This window comes from Rahnella sp. PAMC25617 (assembly GCF_050606005.1).
In the GTDB taxonomy this organism is placed as follows: Bacteria; Pseudomonadota; Gammaproteobacteria; order Enterobacterales; family Enterobacteriaceae; genus Rahnella; species Rahnella variigena.
In genome coordinates this window covers 79,592-94,882 of the sequence record NZ_JBOCUM010000012.1, presented here as the reverse complement: position 1 = coordinate 94,882, position 15,291 = coordinate 79,592, and the positions used below count along the sequence as shown (strand labels likewise).

Below are 15,291 nucleotides of genomic sequence, written 5' to 3'. Positions count from 1 at the left end.
CATCTGGTCATAACAGGGATACCTATGATTAAGCGACTTATAGCTGGCGTTTTCGGCATCATTATTCTGATGCTGGCTGTCGCTATTGGGCTTGATCAGTGGATCAGCTTACGCACCCAGCCTTATATTTACGACGAAGTACAGACCCTGCCACATCGTCAGGTCGGCGTGGTACTCGGAACGTCAAAATATTACCGCACCGGCGTGATCAACCAGTATTACCTCTACCGCATTCAGGGCGCGATTAATGCTTACAACAGCGGTAAGGTAAAATACCTGCTGCTCAGTGGTGATAATGCGCAGCAAAGTTACAATGAGCCGAGCACCATGCGACGTGACCTCATCGCCGCCGGGATCCCCGCCAGCGACATCGTGCTCGATTACGCCGGATTCAGGACGCTCGATTCCATCGTGCGCACGCGTAAAGTCTTCGACACCAACGATTTCATCATTATTACCCAACGTTTCCACTGTGAACGTGCGCTGTTTATCGCGTTGCATATGGGGATTCAGGCGCAATGTTTTGCCGTCCCTTCGCCGAAAAACATGCTCAGCGTCCGCAGCCGTGAAATCTTCGCCCGTCTGGGCGCGCTGACCGATTTGTATCTGCTTAAACGCGAGCCGCGCTTCCTTGGCCCGTTGATCCCAATCCCTGCGATACACAATATTCCTGATGATGCCCAGGGCTATCCGGCGGTGACGCCTGAGCAGTTACTGGCTCTGCAACAACAGCTGGAAGACGAGAAGAAAGCCGCTATCGCCAAAGCCGCGGCTGATAAAGCAGCAGCAGATAAAGCGGCTGCGGATAAAGCCGCCGAAGAACAAGCGGCAAAATTGAAAGCCGAGCAGGAAGCCAATGAAGCCGCTCAGGCTGAAACCGAGGATGCCGCTCCTCAACCTGAACCGGCGAAACCGGTGGGCAGAAATCCATTCCAGCAGTGAAAACCACACAGCTCCCACCCCTGCGAAGGGGGTAGCAGTCCGGTTCCGTATTTACGACAGCAAAAAGGCCGCATACGCGGCCTTTTGTTTTTACTACCCGATAACTTATTTTTTCTTGGCGTATTTCAAAGAGTCCAGCGCCACCGCGAAGATGATGATGCTGCCTTTGATGATGTACTGCCAGTAAGGGTTCACGCCGATGTAGGTCAGACCGTAGTTGATGACGGTGAAGATCAGCACACCGGTTACCACGCCTGCCACAGAACCCACACCACCGGCGAATGATACGCCACCGACCACGCACGCTGCGATGGCATCGAGTTCGTACATAAAGCCGAGGTTGTTAGTCGCACTGCCGATACGCCCTGCTTCCAGCAAACCACCGAAGGCATAGAACACACCAGAGAGCGCGTAAATCATGATCAGGTTTAACGGTACGTTAACGCCTGACACTTTTGCGGCTTCCGGGTTACCGCCGATGGCGAAGATGTTTTTACCAAAGCGCGTTTTGTTCCACAACACCCAGACGAAGGCGATAGCAATGACCGCATAGAAGGTGATGTAGGAAAGCTTCAGGCCGCCCAGGTGGATAAAGCCCTGTGCAAACTTGGAGAAGGCAGGATCGAAACCGGCAATCGGTGAGGAGCCCACATAGTCGTAATACAGGGAGTTAATCCCGTAAACGATAATCATGGTACCCAACGTAGTGATAAACGGCGTCACGTTCAGGTAAGCGATGATAATACCGTTAAGCAAACCGATCAGCGCGCCGACGATACACACGGTAAGAATGACCAGCGGGATCGGCACCACTTCCAGATGTGGGAAGACTTTGTTGACGTTGTCCATTGCCTGCAACATGGTGGCTGCGACAACCGCCGCTAAACCAACCTGACGACCGGCAGACAGGTCGGTACCTTGTGTGACAATCAGACCCGCCACACCAAGCGCAATAATCACGCGCACAGAAGATTGCGTAAGAATGTTACTTAAGTTAACCAGACTGAGGAAGCTGGGATCCTGGATGATAATAATGGCCAGTAAGACCAGCAGTACCACATAAATCCCGCCCTCTTTTAAATAAGTGAGCACACTTTTCTTATTTAATGCTTTCATAATAAGAACCCTTAAAAATTAGAGATGCAAGGAAGCCAGGCGTAATATTTCATTCTGCGAAGTCGTTTTTGTGTCAACAATACCCGCAACCTGTCCATTACTCATAACCAATATTCTGTCAGTAATACCCAGCAACTCAGGCATTTCAGAGGAGATAATAATGATCCCCTTCTCTTTTTTAGCCAACTCGGTGATTAACTGGTAAATTTCAAATTTAGCGCCAACGTCAATCCCACGAGTTGGTTCATCCAGCATTAATATTTCAGGATTGGTTAATAACCAGCGCCCGATAATGACTTTTTGCTGGTTCCCGCCAGACAAAGAGCCAATACTGGTTTTATGCCCTGGTGTTTTCACGCGCATGGAATCGATAACCCACTGGGTATCGCTTTTCATACGGGCGGTGTCGAGCAATCCGGCTTTATTTTTATATTGACGGATGTTCGAAATCAGCGAGTTAAAACCGATATCCAGATACGCATAAATACCGGTTGAACGACGCTCTTCAGTCACCAGCGCAAACCCGTGATTAATGGCTTCATTGGCGCTGTGATTATTAATTTTTTTGCCGTGCAGTTTAATGGTTCCGGATACTTTCTCACGGATGCCAAATAATGTTTCAACGATATCCGTACGTTTCGCACCGACCAGACCGGCAATTCCGAGGATTTCCCCTTTATGTAAATCAAAGGAAATATCGCGGATCGAAGGCTGACGCAGTGAAGTCAGATTACGGACTTCGAGGATCACTTCACCCGGGACGTTCTGACGGTCCGGGAAGCGCTGACTGAGTGAACGACCGACCATCATGGAAATGATTCTGTCCATGTCGAGGCCTTCCAGCGACTGAGTGGCAATCCACTGGCCGTCACGCAGGATGGTGATTTCATCACACAGCTGGAAAATTTCTTCCATCTTATGAGAGATATACACAATGCCGCAGCCGCGATCTTTCAGCTTGCGGATAATCGTGAACAGGTGGTTCACTTCCTTTTCCGTCAGGGAAGATGTTGGTTCGTCCATAATGACGATTTTGGCATTGTAGGAAAACGCCTTGGCGATTTCGATCATCTGCATCTGGGAAACAGACAATTTACCGACCTTATCACGCGGATCGATATCGATATCCAGCTCATCAAAAATCGCTTTGGTGTCTTTGTACATTTTGTCCTGATCGACAAAAATGCCTTTGGTCGGATAACGTCCCAGCCACATGTTGTCCATGACGGTACGTTGTAACACCAGGTTTAATTCCTGATGCACCATCGACACACCTTGTTCAAGCGCCTCTTTGGAACTTTTAAAATTAACTTCCTGTCCCTGAAAAAGAATCGTACCCGAGTCTTTGCTGTAAATTCCAAAAAGACATTTTAATAATGTGGATTTACCCGCGCCATTTTCACCCATTAAGGCATGGATGGAATGCGGACGCACTTTTAAATTCACATTATCTAACGCCTTAACGCCTGGGAATGATTTATTAATGCCGCTCATTTCCAGCAGGAATTCACCTGGCTTTTCTGTTTTTGTGTCAGATAACGAAATATCGGCCATAGTTGTACCTGGCTAAAGATAAAAATAAACGGATGTATTAATACCTGATGTCAGCCCTGCGTATGGCCGGTATACGCACCACACGCAGAGCGACATGACGTCCTGTCAGATAAGCATTAACGTCTAATCATACTTAGTCTTTATTTACGGCTTAACCGCAATTATTTTTGCCACTGCTTAGCTTTGTTTTTTATTGCTGTCTGTCTTTACTGCTGCGGACGTCGACTTATTTCACGAAGGAAGACAGATTATCTTTATCTACAGCCACGTAAGGAATACGAACGACTTTATTTTCAACTTTCCAGCTGGTGCCATCAGCAGCGGATTTGCCTGCAGCCAGATTTTTAGCCAGCTCAAAGGTTGCTTTAGCCTGGTTGCTTGCATCGTTCAGCACGGTACCGGCCATTGCGCCAGATTTAACCAGTGCCAGCGCTTCCGGCAACGCATCCACACCGAAGACCGGAATGCTGGATTTGTTATGAGATTTCAGTGCTTCTACAGCGCCCATAGCCATTGCGTCGTTGTTGGCGATAACCACTTCGATTTTGTTAGCGTTAGGACCGGACAACCATGCGTCCATTTTGTCTTTCGCCTGAGCGGTATCCCACATGGCGGTATCGAGCTGCAGCTGATCAGTTTTCAGGCCTTCTTTGCCATTCAGGGTGCTGATCACGTATTTAGTACGCGCTTCAGCATCCGGGTGACCCGGCTCGCCTTTGATCAGTACGTACTGGATGGTGCCGTCTTTGTTCAGATCCCAGGCCGGGTTAGCTTTCCAGTGTTTAGCAATCAGCTCACCCTGGATAACGCCGGATTCTTTAGAGTCAGTCCCGACGTAATACGCTTTGTCGTAGCTGTCTAAATCTTTACGGGAAGGTTCTTTGTTATAGAAAACAACAGGAATGCCAGCACCGCGGGCTTTCTCGATAATTACCGGGGCAGCAGCCGGGTCAACCAGGTTGATGGCTAACGCTTTAACACCCTTCGCCAGCATAACGTCAACCTGGTCATTCTGGGTGGACTGGCTGTTTTGCGAGTCATTCATCAGCAGTTGCACATCTGGAGACGCTTTTGCATCTTTCTCAATGGCTTTGCGAACTTCGGACATGAAGTTGTCATCATATTTGTAGACGGTGACGCCGATTTTTGTATCAGCAGCATGCGCGGCAAAACCAAACATCATGCTTGCAGCCAGAGTCGCCAGGGTGAAGACCTTCTTATTCATTTGTATCTCCGGTTATGTAGGGTGTTACAGAATGTGGCACCGGAAATCCATGCGGGAGCAGTACAGATCCACGCTATGTTTGCGGGTGCCTGCCATCCTTGACTTATAACGTCCTGACTCGCTGTGAAACAAGTCCGCCAGGCGGACCCAAATTGAATCATATTGAAAACGAATGAATCATAATGTGCGTGATGTTAATAAACTGTGAAAGTTCTCACAGATTGAAAACGGTTACATCGCGTTATTTGATCAATAAGTGACGGGCGCCACATTTTGCCACGGTGACACCGAATGGCGTCTGACCAGCGTCGGCATAAAACAATGCGATACGCCCGCAGATAGCTGTTCTGCCGCACCTTTTAGCGCCAGTTCGGTCGCCAGTGTTGCCATCGAAACGATCGGATAGCGCACCGTCGTCATCTTCGGACTGGTATAACGGGCAATCGGAATATCATCAAAACCAATCAAAGAAAAATCGTCTGGAATGTTAATTCCGTTTTCTTTCAACACGGCCATCGCACCCGCCGCCATCGAATCGTTATACGCAAACACCGCACTCAGATGTAAATTACGGCCAAGCAATTCCACCATCGCCGCCTCCCCGCCCTGCAGATCCGGCGAACTTTGCGCCCGCCATGCGGCAGGTGGCGCATCACCGCTCTGATGTGCCTGCGTCATTGCCTGCGTCATTGCTTGTGAATAGCCCTGATAACGCTGCAAATCGTCTTCGATTCCGTGACTGGAACCGATATAACCAATGCGCTGATGCCCCTGAGATAGCAGTAAACGGGTCGCCATTTCCGCACCGCTGACGTTATCAAGCCAGACGCAACGGTGTTCGTAGCCCGGAATAACCCGGTTAATCAGCACCATGCCGGAAACCTGATCCATAAAGCGGGAAAGCTCGTCATCGCCCAGTGCTTTGGAATGCACAATCAGCGCGTTACAGCGTTGTCGAATCAAAACTTCAATAGCATGCCTTTCTTTTTCGGCAATATGATAGCTGTTACCTATCAGGACATATTTCTGATGCTGCTGTGCAACGGTATCCACCGCTTTCACCAGCGCGCCAAAAAACGGATCGGAAACGTCCATCACGACAACGCCAATGGTGTCGCTGGTTTGAGTTGCCAGCGCCTGCGCATTGGCATTTGGCCGGTATCCCAGCGTGGCGACCGCCTGTAAAACTTGTTCGCGCGCTTCTTTGCTGGCGATTGCCGGATTGTTCAGAACACGTGAAACGGTGGCGACAGAAACGCCCGCCAGCCGGGCGACATCACGAATGGTGACCATGCGTCGCTCCGTGATCAGCCAGAGAATGGTAAGGAGGAATACGGAAGTTTTTGACCCAGGAAGTAAAAAATGCAGACAAAGAGAAGCGAGGTGAAGTGCTCATGGCGTTTCCTTTATTAGTGTAGTGGTCGTCGGACTGGCACGACCGCTATCCTAATCATTTTGTGAAAACGCCTGCGTGAATCTCGTCACAGGAAAGAAAACGTTTACATACAATTTTGCAACCTTCATCCCAAATCCATCATTTAGGATGATGTATCGACCTCAGGCTCAGGTGGTTTTCAGTTCTTCGCCTGCGGCTTTCGCCGTCAGAAGACGCCATAACCATTCCACCGGCCCCTGCCTGAAACGGCGCAACCACAGCAGCGTCACCAGCAGATTACATGCCCAGACCAGCGGCACCAGCGCCACCAGTTGCAGGCGGTCGAAGTGCTGGTAGAAGCCGAAAATGTTGAAGAAGGTGGTGCAGATGAGAGTCTGTAACAGATAGTTTGTCAGCGCCATGCGACCAATCATTGATACCCAGCGCGTCAGTCGCCAGCGGGAGATCTGCGGCCAGAAGCCGTAACACAGCGCGAGATAGCTGACGGCCTGCATCAGCGAGCCAATTTCACGCGGCACCTGCAATAAAAAACCACTCCAGCGGTAGTCCCAGCCGGTGCGGTATTGCATATAAATCGCCGGGATTTGTATCAGCAGTGAAAGCGGTAACAGCACTGCGGCAACTTTACGGTAATGCGAGGGACGAAACCCACCTTTCAGCCAGCCGCTGCGCATCAGACCGGAACCTATGAGCATTGCGCCCGCCAGTTCCCAGCCATATTGCGCGCCGATCGCCAGAAGACTCGACGACAGCAAATCGAGCCGGTTCTGAATCGCTTCCCAGCCGCCTTTCAGCCGCCAGTATTGTTCATATTGAATCTCCGCTGGTCCCGGAAGCCAGAAACTGCCGGGCTTGGGCGAACTGATAAGCCCGAGCATGGCCAGTACCGCCACGCCAATCAGATACAAAATAATGCCCGTGGAAATCAGCGACTGACTGCTGCGCCCTTCCCGCACCATCCGCCAGCACACCAGACCGATCAGTCCGTAAGACAGCAAAATATCGCCATCCCACAGCAAGGTCGCGTGTAAAAATCCGCACAGCAACAGAATCGAAAGACGCGCCTGGATCCAGTGTTTACCACGCGGCAGCAACAAATACAGTCCGCCGCCAAACAGCATGGCGAACATCATCAGGAACTTGCCCTGCGCCACGACGTCGAGCACAGCCCATGTCCAGGTATCAGAAGTCGAGGGTGTACCGGCAAATGCCGGATTCAGGTAAGCGGCTTTCGGTAACCCGAAGGCGCTGATATTGAGCAGAAGAATGCCAAAAATGGCGAGACCACGGGCAAAGTCGAGCGTGGCAATACGTGAGCGCATACCTGGCGTTCCTGTTAACGGTAAGGAGCTGATAATTGTGCGGGCTCCAGACAGACTAACGGCACCCTGAAGGTGCCGCAATATTAAAGTGTCTGACTGTTTAAAACGCTGCTGTTAGCTGGCGTGTCTTACGGTTCTTAAAAATTCTTGTCGCGTATTCTGGCTGGATTTGAAAAGACCGCCCAGAGAAGTCGTGGTCGTTGCGCTGGTCGCGTCACGCACACCGCGCGCTTTCACGCAGTAATGCACCGCATCAATGGAAACCGCCACGTTGGTGGTGCCGAGCAGCGTTTGCAAGGCCACCAGAATCTGCTGGGTCAGACGTTCCTGAACCTGCGGACGCTGCGAGAAGAACTGCACGATGCGGTTGATTTTCGACAGACCAATCACGGTGTCTTTCGGGATGTACGCCACGGTCGCTTTACCGTCGATGGTCACGAAATGGTGTTCACAGGTGCTGGTCAGGGTGATATCGCGCACGGTGACCATTTCATCCACTTTCATCTTATTTTCGATGACGGTGATTTTCGGGAAGTTGGCGTAATCGAGCCCGGAGAAGATTTCATCCACATACATCTTGGCGATGCGGTGCGGCGTTTCCGCCAGACTGTCATCGGAAAGATCCAGATTAAGAAGCTGCATGATACCGGTCATATGTTCCTGGATCCGCTGCTTGCGCGTTTCATTGTCGATCGGCAAAGCTTCACGCAGAGGGGTTTCCAGACCACGGGCTAACAGGGCCTCGTGAACCAAATTGGCTTCTTTACTCAGGATTGGCATTCTTTCTTTCTCCGGCAGATGTAATCACTTTGACGCAGATCACGCTAAAGTGAGGTGGCTTACTGTAGAGGAGAGCCGGTTCAGAATCCAGTGATAGTGTTTCATGATGGATGAAATAGCTGCAACTTATCGGTTATGCCGGAAGACCAGCGCACCTGCAATAATGAAACCAGCCAGCGCGACGTACAACGCAGGCTCCAGCTGATGCGTCAGCGCGGTAGAAATCGCCGACAGAACCGGGCCAAATAACTGACCGACGGCGTAACCGGTGGTCAGCAATCCGGCCATATAACGGCTGTGATTCGGCGCCAGTTCACGGCTGCACTGCAAAGCGAGTTGAACCACGCTGAGGAAACCGCCGCCGGTCAGCAATGCGCCGAGCACCAGACCGGTCACGCCCGGCACCACTTCCGCACATAAAATTCCCAGCCCCTGCGCCCATAATGTCAGCGCCAGACGTTTATGCGTCGTCAGGCGGTGCCGGGTCAGAATGCCGATGATAATACCGATAACCGCCGCGCCGCCAAACACCGGCCAGACGAACTGCGCGAACAGGCTGTCAGGAAAACGCGCACTCGCCATTTGCGATAAAAACGTCGCCGGAAGGATGTAACCAAAGCCCGCCAGACTGTAACTCCACACCAGACGTTTCAGCGCAGGCGTCATCACCAGCGGTTCCGTCGCCACATGGGAACGGTGCAGATCGCCTTTGCGCGGCAGATTCGGGGTGATAATCGCCACAAAAATCAGTGCCAGCACGCCGTAGACGCACCAGCCCTGTGCGGAGGTCAGTTGCAAACTGTGGATACCGACCGCTAACATGCCGCTGAGGAAAATCCCCGCCCCTGGCCCGGCGAAAACCGCCGCACTCAGTGCCGGACGGCCATAATGCGCCAGCCGTTCGTTACACCACGCCGACACCATCACCATCGCCCAGCCGCTGGTCCAGCCAATCATGAAGCGCACAATGCTGTGCAGCACTTCACCGGAAATCACCGCGGATAATAACGTGAGAACTACCCCGCCCCACACGCCGAGCCACAGACGGCGTTCGAGATGTTTGCTGGCACGCATTCCATCGAATGCGCCGCACAGATAACCGAGATAGTTGAACGCCGCGACCAGCCCGGCGCCGGTCAGGCTGAACTGATGTTCAGCTATCATTAAAGGAACCTGCGGCGTAAAGGCGAAGCGCCCGATACCCATCGCGACCACAAAAGCCAGAAAACCACTTAATGCAATACGAAAAGCCATAACTGCTCCGTCAGAAGAAACCGCGATGCAACATGTCAGAAACAATGAATAAACATACTCAAAGCCTGTTGCCGAAAACAGCAGATTTCTTAAAAGAAAGTTAATTGGAAGTTGTGGCTATGATGCCTTATGAGTACAATCACGAAAACTGAATAATACAAACCAACTTGTTTACGATAAGAGAACACAGGAACCCATCATGGATCTGACTCAGTTACGGATGTTTTGCTGCGTAGCGGAAACCGGTTCGCTGGCGCGTGCGGCAGAGCAGTTACACCGCGTGCCATCAAACCTGACCACCCGTTTACGCCAGCTCGAACTCGAACTGGGCACTGATTTGTTCATCCGTGAAAAACAGCGCATTCGCCTTTCCGCGATGGGTCACAACTTCCTTAACTACGCCGAACGTATTCTGGCGCTGAGTGATGAAGCCATGAGCATCACACATGCCGGAGAACCTGCCGGGAACTTCGCGCTGGGCTCGATGGAAAGCACGGCAGCAACGCGTCTGCCTTCGTTGCTGGCGGCCTATCATCAGAAATTCCCGCAGGTGGCATTGTCGCTGGTGACCGCCACGTCAGGCGAAACCATCGACAGCGTGCGTGCGGGACGTCTCGCGGCGGCGCTGGTTGATGGCCCGATCGATTTTGACGACATCAACGGTTGTATCTCTTTTCGCGAACGCATGGTGGTGATCAGTCCGCTGGGCGAATCACCGCTCGACGTGCCCGCCGGTCGCAGCGGTCATACCGTTTTTGCGTTTCGCCCGAGCTGTTCCTACCGCCAGCGTTTGCAGGGCTGGATTAAGCATATGAATGTGCCGGTTGCCAACACGATGGAGATTCAGTCCTATCATTCAATGATGGCCTGTGTCGCCAGCGGTGCGGGTATCGCGATGATCCCGCGTTCGGTGCTGGAACAATTGCCCGGACACGAGCGGGTAGAAATTCACGAAATTCCGGATGAATTCGCCGATACCGCCACCTGGCTTATCTGGCGCAGGGATGCGTTCAGCCCGAATGTTCGGGCGCTGAAAGAACTGATTATTGAACAGAATGACGGTGTGATCCCGTTACTGAAACACCCGCTGGCTGGCGAACATGACCCGGCTTTGCATCCGACGTATTAACCTGAAATCTGATTAAGCTAAAAACACCTGACTGGAGCTACATAATGGAAATGATTAAAACGCGTGCGGCCGTCGCCTGGGGCCCGAATCAACCTCTGTCCATCGAAGAAGTCGATTTGATGCCACCACAAAAAGGCGAAGTGCTGGTGCGTATCGTCGCCACCGGTGTTTGTCATACAGATGCTTACACGCTGTCCGGCAAAGATCCGGAAGGCGTTTTCCCGGCAATCCTCGGTCATGAAGGCGGCGGTATCGTTGAAGCCGTTGGCGAAGGCGTCACCAGCCTGGCCGTCGGCGACCACGTGATCCCGCTGTACACGCCGGAATGTGGCGAGTGTAAGTACTGTAAATCCGGCAAAACCAACCTGTGTCAGGCAATCCGCACCACACAAGGTAAAGGCCTGATGCCGGACGGCACCACCCGTTTCTTCAAAGACGGCAAGCCGATTTTCCATTACATGGGCACTTCGACTTTCTCCGAATACACCGTTGTTCCTGAAATCTCCCTGGCGAAAATCAACAAAGAAGCGCCGCTGGAAGAAGTGTGTCTGCTCGGTTGCGGCGTGACCACCGGCATGGGCGCGGTAATGAACACGGCTAAAGTCAAAAAAGGCGACACCGTAGCGATCTTCGGTCTGGGTGGCATTGGCCTTTCAGCGATTATCGGCGCAGTGATGGCCGGCGCAGGCCGCATCATCGGTATCGATCTGAATACCAGCAAGTTCGATCTGGCACGTAAACTCGGCGCAACGGATCTGATCAACCCGAAAGATTACGACAAGCCGATTCAGGAAGTGATCGTTGAAATGACCGACGGCGGCGTGGACTTCTCCTTTGAATGTATCGGCAACGTCAACGTGATGCGTTCCGCACTGGAATGCTGCCACAAAGGCTGGGGCGAATCCGTCATCATCGGCGTGGCCGGTGCCGGTGAAGAAATCTCCACCCGTCCGTTCCAGCTGGTGACCGGTCGTGTATGGCGTGGTTCCGCATTTGGTGGCGTGAAAGGCCGCAGCCAGTTGCCGGGCATTGTGCAGCGTTATATGGACGGTGAATTCGCCCTGAACGATTTCATCACCCATACCCTGCCGCTGGAAGAAATCAACGAAGCGTTTGACCTGATGCACGAAGGGAAATCTATCCGCACGGTTATTCATTTTAATAAGTAAGGAATGTTTCGATGAGCAGCTCGATTGAACTACTCGAAGAACACCGGATGTTTGGCGGCTGGCAGCAGCGCTACCGTCATACGTCTGCGAGCCTGAATTGCAGCATGACGTTCAGCATCTATCTGCCACCGGCAAAAGACGATGCACCGCCGCCGGTACTGTACTGGCTGTCGGGCCTGACCTGTAATGATGAAAACTTCACCCTTAAAGCCGGGGCGCAGCGCGTCGCGGCTGAGCTGGGGCTGATTCTGGTGATGCCGGACACCAGTCCGCGCGGTGAAGGTGTCGCCAACGACGAAGGCTACGACCTCGGTCAGGGCGCAGGTTTTTACCTTAACGCCACGCAGTCGCCGTGGGCAGCGCATTACCGGATGTACGATTACCTGCTCGATGAATTGCCTGCGCTGATCAGCGGGCATTTCAAGGTCAGCGACCGGCAGTCAATCTTCGGCCATTCAATGGGCGGCCACGGCGCGCTGATGCTGGCGTTGCGTAATCCCCAGCGTTTCTGTTCTGTGTCCGCGTTTGCGCCGATTGTGAACCCGGCTCAGGTGCCGTGGGGGCGTAAAGCTTTCACTGCGTATCTGGGGGATGACGAAAGCCAGTGGCTGCAATACGACAGTTGCCACCTGCTGAGTGCATTGCCTGCGGATCAGAAAACGTTCCCGATTTTAGTCGATCAGGGCGACGGCGATCAGTTCCTGGCGGATCAGTTGCAGCCGTCAAAACTGGCAGAAATCGCCCGTCAGCGCGGCTGGCCTTTACAGCTGCGCGCCCAGCCGGGGTACGATCACAGTTACTTCACGATTGCCTCGTTTGTGGAAGATCACCTGCGATTCCATGCGGAGTTTTTGCACTCCGGGGCATGAGTGCGTAATGCCTTTTGATGCTGAATGAGAAAATTTCGGTTTCTCAATGGCAGTGATCATCTGATTCATTGCGTCGAAACCGCCCAAAAGGGGAAGTGCTTTTCCCCTTTTGGATTTCCCCTCGCTTTTTAACTCCCCGCTATCGCTGTCACGACGGACATGTTCTGGTACATCAGTGAGTGGCGCAAAATGTCATCGCTTTGCGATTCCCTCATTTCAGGATTCGAGCCTTGGGTCTCGAACCATTCATTCGGTGCCATTTTTGATCGCGTCAATCAACTTTTTTAAAAGATGAAAAACTGTCCGCTGTGATTTTAAGATCATGCGGGCGATTCAGAAAGCTTGCTGAATGAGAGGTTGCAGACCCAAGGCTGCAATCCCGAAATGAAGGCACCGCCTGGCGGCAAGATTTCCAGCCTGTCGCGGTGATACCTGAAACATAGCCAGCGAGCGGAGCGTGCAGTTTGAGACGTGGAGATTCCAAAGAGGGCTCGTCTTAGCCCTCTTTGGTCGGTTTCAAACACAGCAGGTCATGTGAAAGTTGTTATTAAGAAACCGAAATCTTCGAGATTCAGTTAAAAAAGGGGGCTTTGGGGATCCCAAAAAATCAATTCTTCAATTTCGGATCCAGCGCATCCCTTAACCCATCCCCCAGCAAATTAAACGCCAGTACGGTCAGGAATATCGCCAGACTTGGAAAGATTGCCACGTGCGGCGCCATGACCATATCGGCGCGGGCCTCGTTGAGCATCGCGCCCCACTCCGGCGTTGGCGGCTGTGCGCCCATTCCGAGGAACGACAGGCTGGCAGCGGTGATAATCGATGTGCCGATACGCATGGTGAAATACACCACGATTGATGACAACGTGCCCGGCAGAATGTGACGGAACAAAATCGTGGCGTCGGATGCGCCGATACTGCGCGCCGATTCAATATAGGTTTGCTGTTTGAGCACCAGTGTGTTGCCGCGAACAAGACGTGCGAATGCCGGGATACTGAAGATAGCGACCGCGATGATCACGTTCGACATACCGTTGCCCATCACCGCCACCACGGCAATCGCCAGCAGAATACCGGGGAAGGCAAACAGCACGTCGCAAACGCGCATGGTGATGCGGTCCCACCAACCTTCGTAGTATCCGGCCAGTAATCCGAACACCGTGCCGATCGCTGCGCCGAGCACCACAGAAAGTACGCCCGCGGTGAGTGATATCCGCGTGCCCATCAGAATCCGGCTGAAAATATCGCGCCCCAGTGAATCCACGCCGAGCCAGTGGATCAGCGATGGCCCTTCGTTCAGACGGTCATAATCGAAATAATTTTCGGGATCATACGGCACCAGCCACGGCGCAAAAATCGCGGCGACAATCAGTAACAGGATAAAAGCACCCGCTATCATCGCAATATGCTGCCTGCGGAAACGCCGCCAGAACGCTTTCCACGGTGTGCGAACCGCCTGCGATTGCGCAGTTCCCGGTGTGATAATCGGCAAACTCGCGAGTACGGCATTTCGCCGCCAGTTTTTCATGCGTTCACTCACTTGTATCGGATGGAAGGGTTGATGACGGCGTACAGCATGTCCACCAGCAGATTGATGAGGATGAACTCCAGCGAAAACAGCAACACTTCTGCCTGTATCACCGGATAATCACGCATCTCAACGGAATCGACCAGCAACCGCCCTAACCCCGGCCAGTTGAAGACTTTTTCCACGACAATCGAGCCGCCAAGCAGGAAGCCAAATTGCAGCCCCATCATGGTGACCACCGGGATCATCGCGTTTCGCAGACCGTGTTTAACCACCACCACAGCCTCATGCACGCCTTTAGCGCGAGCGGTGCGCATGTAATCTTCCTGCATGACCTCGACAAATGAAGCGCGGGTAAAGCGGGCCATGATCGCCGCTACGGCAGCGCCGAGCGTTACGGAAGGCAGAATGTAATGCTGCCAGCTGTCAGCACCCACCGTCGGCAACCAGCCCAGTTCAACGGAAAAGATTTGCATCAGCAACATGCCCAGCGCAAACGCCGGGAAGGAAATACCAGAGACGGCCAGCGCCATACCGAGACGATCCGGCCAGCGGTTACGCCAGACGGCAGACACCACGCCAATGACCAGCCCGAAAATCACCGACCACAGCATACTGGTCATCGTCAGCCAGAAAGTCGGCATAAAGCGGGAACTGATTTCATCAATGACCGGGCGTTTTGACACCATCGAGTGACCGAAATCACCGGTCAGCGCATTGCCGAAAAAAGTGAGGAATTGCTGATAAAGCGGTTTATCCAGCCCGAGATCCTGACGTACCAGCTCTACAACGCTGGCGTCGGCGTCCTGTCCGGCCATCAGCCGCGCCGGATCCCCCGGCAGCAGATGCACAAATAAAAACACCAGCACCGCCACAATCAGCAGTGTCGGGATCAGTCCGAGTAATCGTTTTAAAAAATAATTAAGCATGATTCGCTGTCTGTGATTTCACGGTTCGACATCCATGTTCCGGACCCGGAACACACGAGTTCAGGGCGCGCACGCTGT

General features: G+C 52.7%; 13 protein-coding genes. 4 read left to right on the top strand and 9 right to left on the bottom strand.

Translation table 11 applies throughout. The features are described 5' to 3' along the window. The first annotated feature begins 24 nt into the window (after window positions 1-24). Window positions 25-942 carry an outer membrane permeability protein SanA gene (sanA, locus tag ACM615_RS15455; RefSeq protein ID WP_132965407.1) on the top strand — a complete coding sequence of 306 codons (918 nt, stop codon included), beginning with the start codon at window positions 25-27 and terminating at the stop codon, window positions 940-942. Between the two features lie 105 nt (window positions 943-1,047). Here sanA and mglC read toward each other — a convergent pair whose 3' ends face one another. From mglC to ACM615_RS15420, 7 genes are all read right to left on the bottom strand, one after another. Then, window positions 1,048-2,058 carry a galactose/methyl galactoside ABC transporter permease MglC gene (gene mglC, locus ACM615_RS15450; protein ID WP_112287276.1) on the bottom strand — a complete coding sequence of 337 codons (1,011 nt, stop codon included), beginning with the start codon at window positions 2,056-2,058 and terminating at the stop codon, window positions 1,048-1,050. An 18-nt stretch (window positions 2,059-2,076) separates the two neighbouring features. Then, the gene (gene mglA, locus ACM615_RS15445; protein ID WP_112287275.1) at window positions 2,077-3,612 is read right to left on the bottom strand and encodes a galactose/methyl galactoside ABC transporter ATP-binding protein MglA; all 1,536 of its coding nucleotides are present in this window, start codon (window positions 3,610-3,612) and stop codon (window positions 2,077-2,079) included. Window positions 3,613-3,838: 226 nt separating this feature from the next. Continuing rightward, window positions 3,839-4,837, bottom strand: a complete 999-nt coding sequence (gene mglB, locus ACM615_RS15440; protein WP_129638986.1) for a galactose/glucose ABC transporter substrate-binding protein MglB — start codon at window positions 4,835-4,837, stop codon at window positions 3,839-3,841. Between the two features lie 249 nt (window positions 4,838-5,086). Continuing rightward, a complete protein-coding gene (galS, locus tag ACM615_RS15435; protein WP_129638987.1) occupies window positions 5,087-6,130 on the bottom strand; it encodes an HTH-type transcriptional regulator GalS in 1,044 nt (347 codons plus the stop codon). A 270-nt stretch (window positions 6,131-6,400) separates the two neighbouring features. Beyond that, entirely contained in the window at window positions 6,401-7,555 is a 1,155-nt protein-coding gene (gene yeiB / locus ACM615_RS15430; RefSeq protein WP_129638988.1) for a DUF418 domain-containing protein YeiB, read from the bottom strand. A 114-nt stretch (window positions 7,556-7,669) separates the two neighbouring features. Then, window positions 7,670-8,335 carry a GTP cyclohydrolase I FolE gene (folE, locus tag ACM615_RS15425; protein ID WP_112287271.1) on the bottom strand — a complete coding sequence of 222 codons (666 nt, stop codon included), beginning with the start codon at window positions 8,333-8,335 and terminating at the stop codon, window positions 7,670-7,672. 126 nt (window positions 8,336-8,461) lie between these two features. After that, complete coding sequence (locus ACM615_RS15420; RefSeq protein WP_431012138.1) at window positions 8,462-9,589, bottom strand: YbfB/YjiJ family MFS transporter; 1,128 nt, start codon at window positions 9,587-9,589, stop codon at window positions 8,462-8,464. 199 nt (window positions 9,590-9,788) lie between these two features. Between ACM615_RS15420 and ptrR the strand changes: the two genes are divergently transcribed. The 3 genes from ptrR to fghA are packed head-to-tail and all read left to right on the top strand — an operon-like array spanning window position 9,789 to window position 12,756. Next, a complete protein-coding gene (gene ptrR, locus ACM615_RS15415; protein ID WP_120163913.1) occupies window positions 9,789-10,718 on the top strand; it encodes a putrescine utilization regulator PtrR in 930 nt (309 codons plus the stop codon). Window positions 10,719-10,762: 44 nt separating this feature from the next. Then, the gene (locus ACM615_RS15410; protein WP_112287268.1) at window positions 10,763-11,887 is read left to right on the top strand and encodes an S-(hydroxymethyl)glutathione dehydrogenase/class III alcohol dehydrogenase; all 1,125 of its coding nucleotides are present in this window, start codon (window positions 10,763-10,765) and stop codon (window positions 11,885-11,887) included. Between the two features lie 11 nt (window positions 11,888-11,898). Further along, window positions 11,899-12,756 (top strand): S-formylglutathione hydrolase, encoded by an 858-nt coding sequence (fghA, locus tag ACM615_RS15405; protein WP_129638990.1) that lies wholly within the window; start codon window positions 11,899-11,901, stop codon window positions 12,754-12,756. A 607-nt stretch (window positions 12,757-13,363) separates the two neighbouring features. On the opposite strand, the gene gsiD is transcribed toward fghA, so the two are convergent. Beyond that, the gene (gsiD, locus tag ACM615_RS15400) at window positions 13,364-14,284 is read right to left on the bottom strand and encodes a glutathione ABC transporter permease GsiD (RefSeq protein WP_129638991.1); all 921 of its coding nucleotides are present in this window, start codon (window positions 14,282-14,284) and stop codon (window positions 13,364-13,366) included. Window positions 14,285-14,292: 8 nt separating this feature from the next. Next, window positions 14,293-15,213 carry a glutathione ABC transporter permease GsiC gene (gene gsiC / locus ACM615_RS15395; RefSeq protein ID WP_112291498.1) on the bottom strand — a complete coding sequence of 307 codons (921 nt, stop codon included), beginning with the start codon at window positions 15,211-15,213 and terminating at the stop codon, window positions 14,293-14,295. Window positions 15,214-15,291: the final 78 nt, after the last annotated feature.

Excerpts from the sequence above, each read along its gene's own strand:
- ACM615_RS15410 (WP_112287268.1), top strand. The coding sequence starts at position 10,763 with ATGGAAATGATTAAAACGCGTGCGGCCGTCGCCTGGGGCCCGAATCAA.
- mglA (WP_112287275.1), bottom strand. The coding sequence starts at position 3,612 with ATGGCCGATATTTCGTTATCTGACACAAAAACAGAAAAGCCAGGTGAA.
- mglB (WP_129638986.1), bottom strand. The coding sequence starts at position 4,837 with ATGAATAAGAAGGTCTTCACCCTGGCGACTCTGGCTGCAAGCATGATG.
- sanA (WP_132965407.1), top strand. The coding sequence starts at position 25 with ATGATTAAGCGACTTATAGCTGGCGTTTTCGGCATCATTATTCTGATG.
- gsiD (WP_129638991.1), bottom strand. The coding sequence starts at position 14,284 with ATGAAAAACTGGCGGCGAAATGCCGTACTCGCGAGTTTGCCGATTATC.
- folE (WP_112287271.1), bottom strand. The coding sequence starts at position 8,335 with ATGCCAATCCTGAGTAAAGAAGCCAATTTGGTTCACGAGGCCCTGTTA.
- fghA (WP_129638990.1), top strand. The coding sequence starts at position 11,899 with ATGAGCAGCTCGATTGAACTACTCGAAGAACACCGGATGTTTGGCGGC.
- galS (WP_129638987.1), bottom strand. The coding sequence starts at position 6,130 with ATGGTCACCATTCGTGATGTCGCCCGGCTGGCGGGCGTTTCTGTCGCC.
- gsiC (WP_112291498.1), bottom strand. The coding sequence starts at position 15,213 with ATGCTTAATTATTTTTTAAAACGATTACTCGGACTGATCCCGACACTG.
- mglC (WP_112287276.1), bottom strand. The coding sequence starts at position 2,058 with ATGAAAGCATTAAATAAGAAAAGTGTGCTCACTTATTTAAAAGAGGGC.
- yeiB (WP_129638988.1), bottom strand. The coding sequence starts at position 7,555 with ATGCGCTCACGTATTGCCACGCTCGACTTTGCCCGTGGTCTCGCCATT.
- ptrR (WP_120163913.1), top strand. The coding sequence starts at position 9,789 with ATGGATCTGACTCAGTTACGGATGTTTTGCTGCGTAGCGGAAACCGGT.
- ACM615_RS15420 (WP_431012138.1), bottom strand. The coding sequence starts at position 9,589 with ATGGCTTTTCGTATTGCATTAAGTGGTTTTCTGGCTTTTGTGGTCGCG.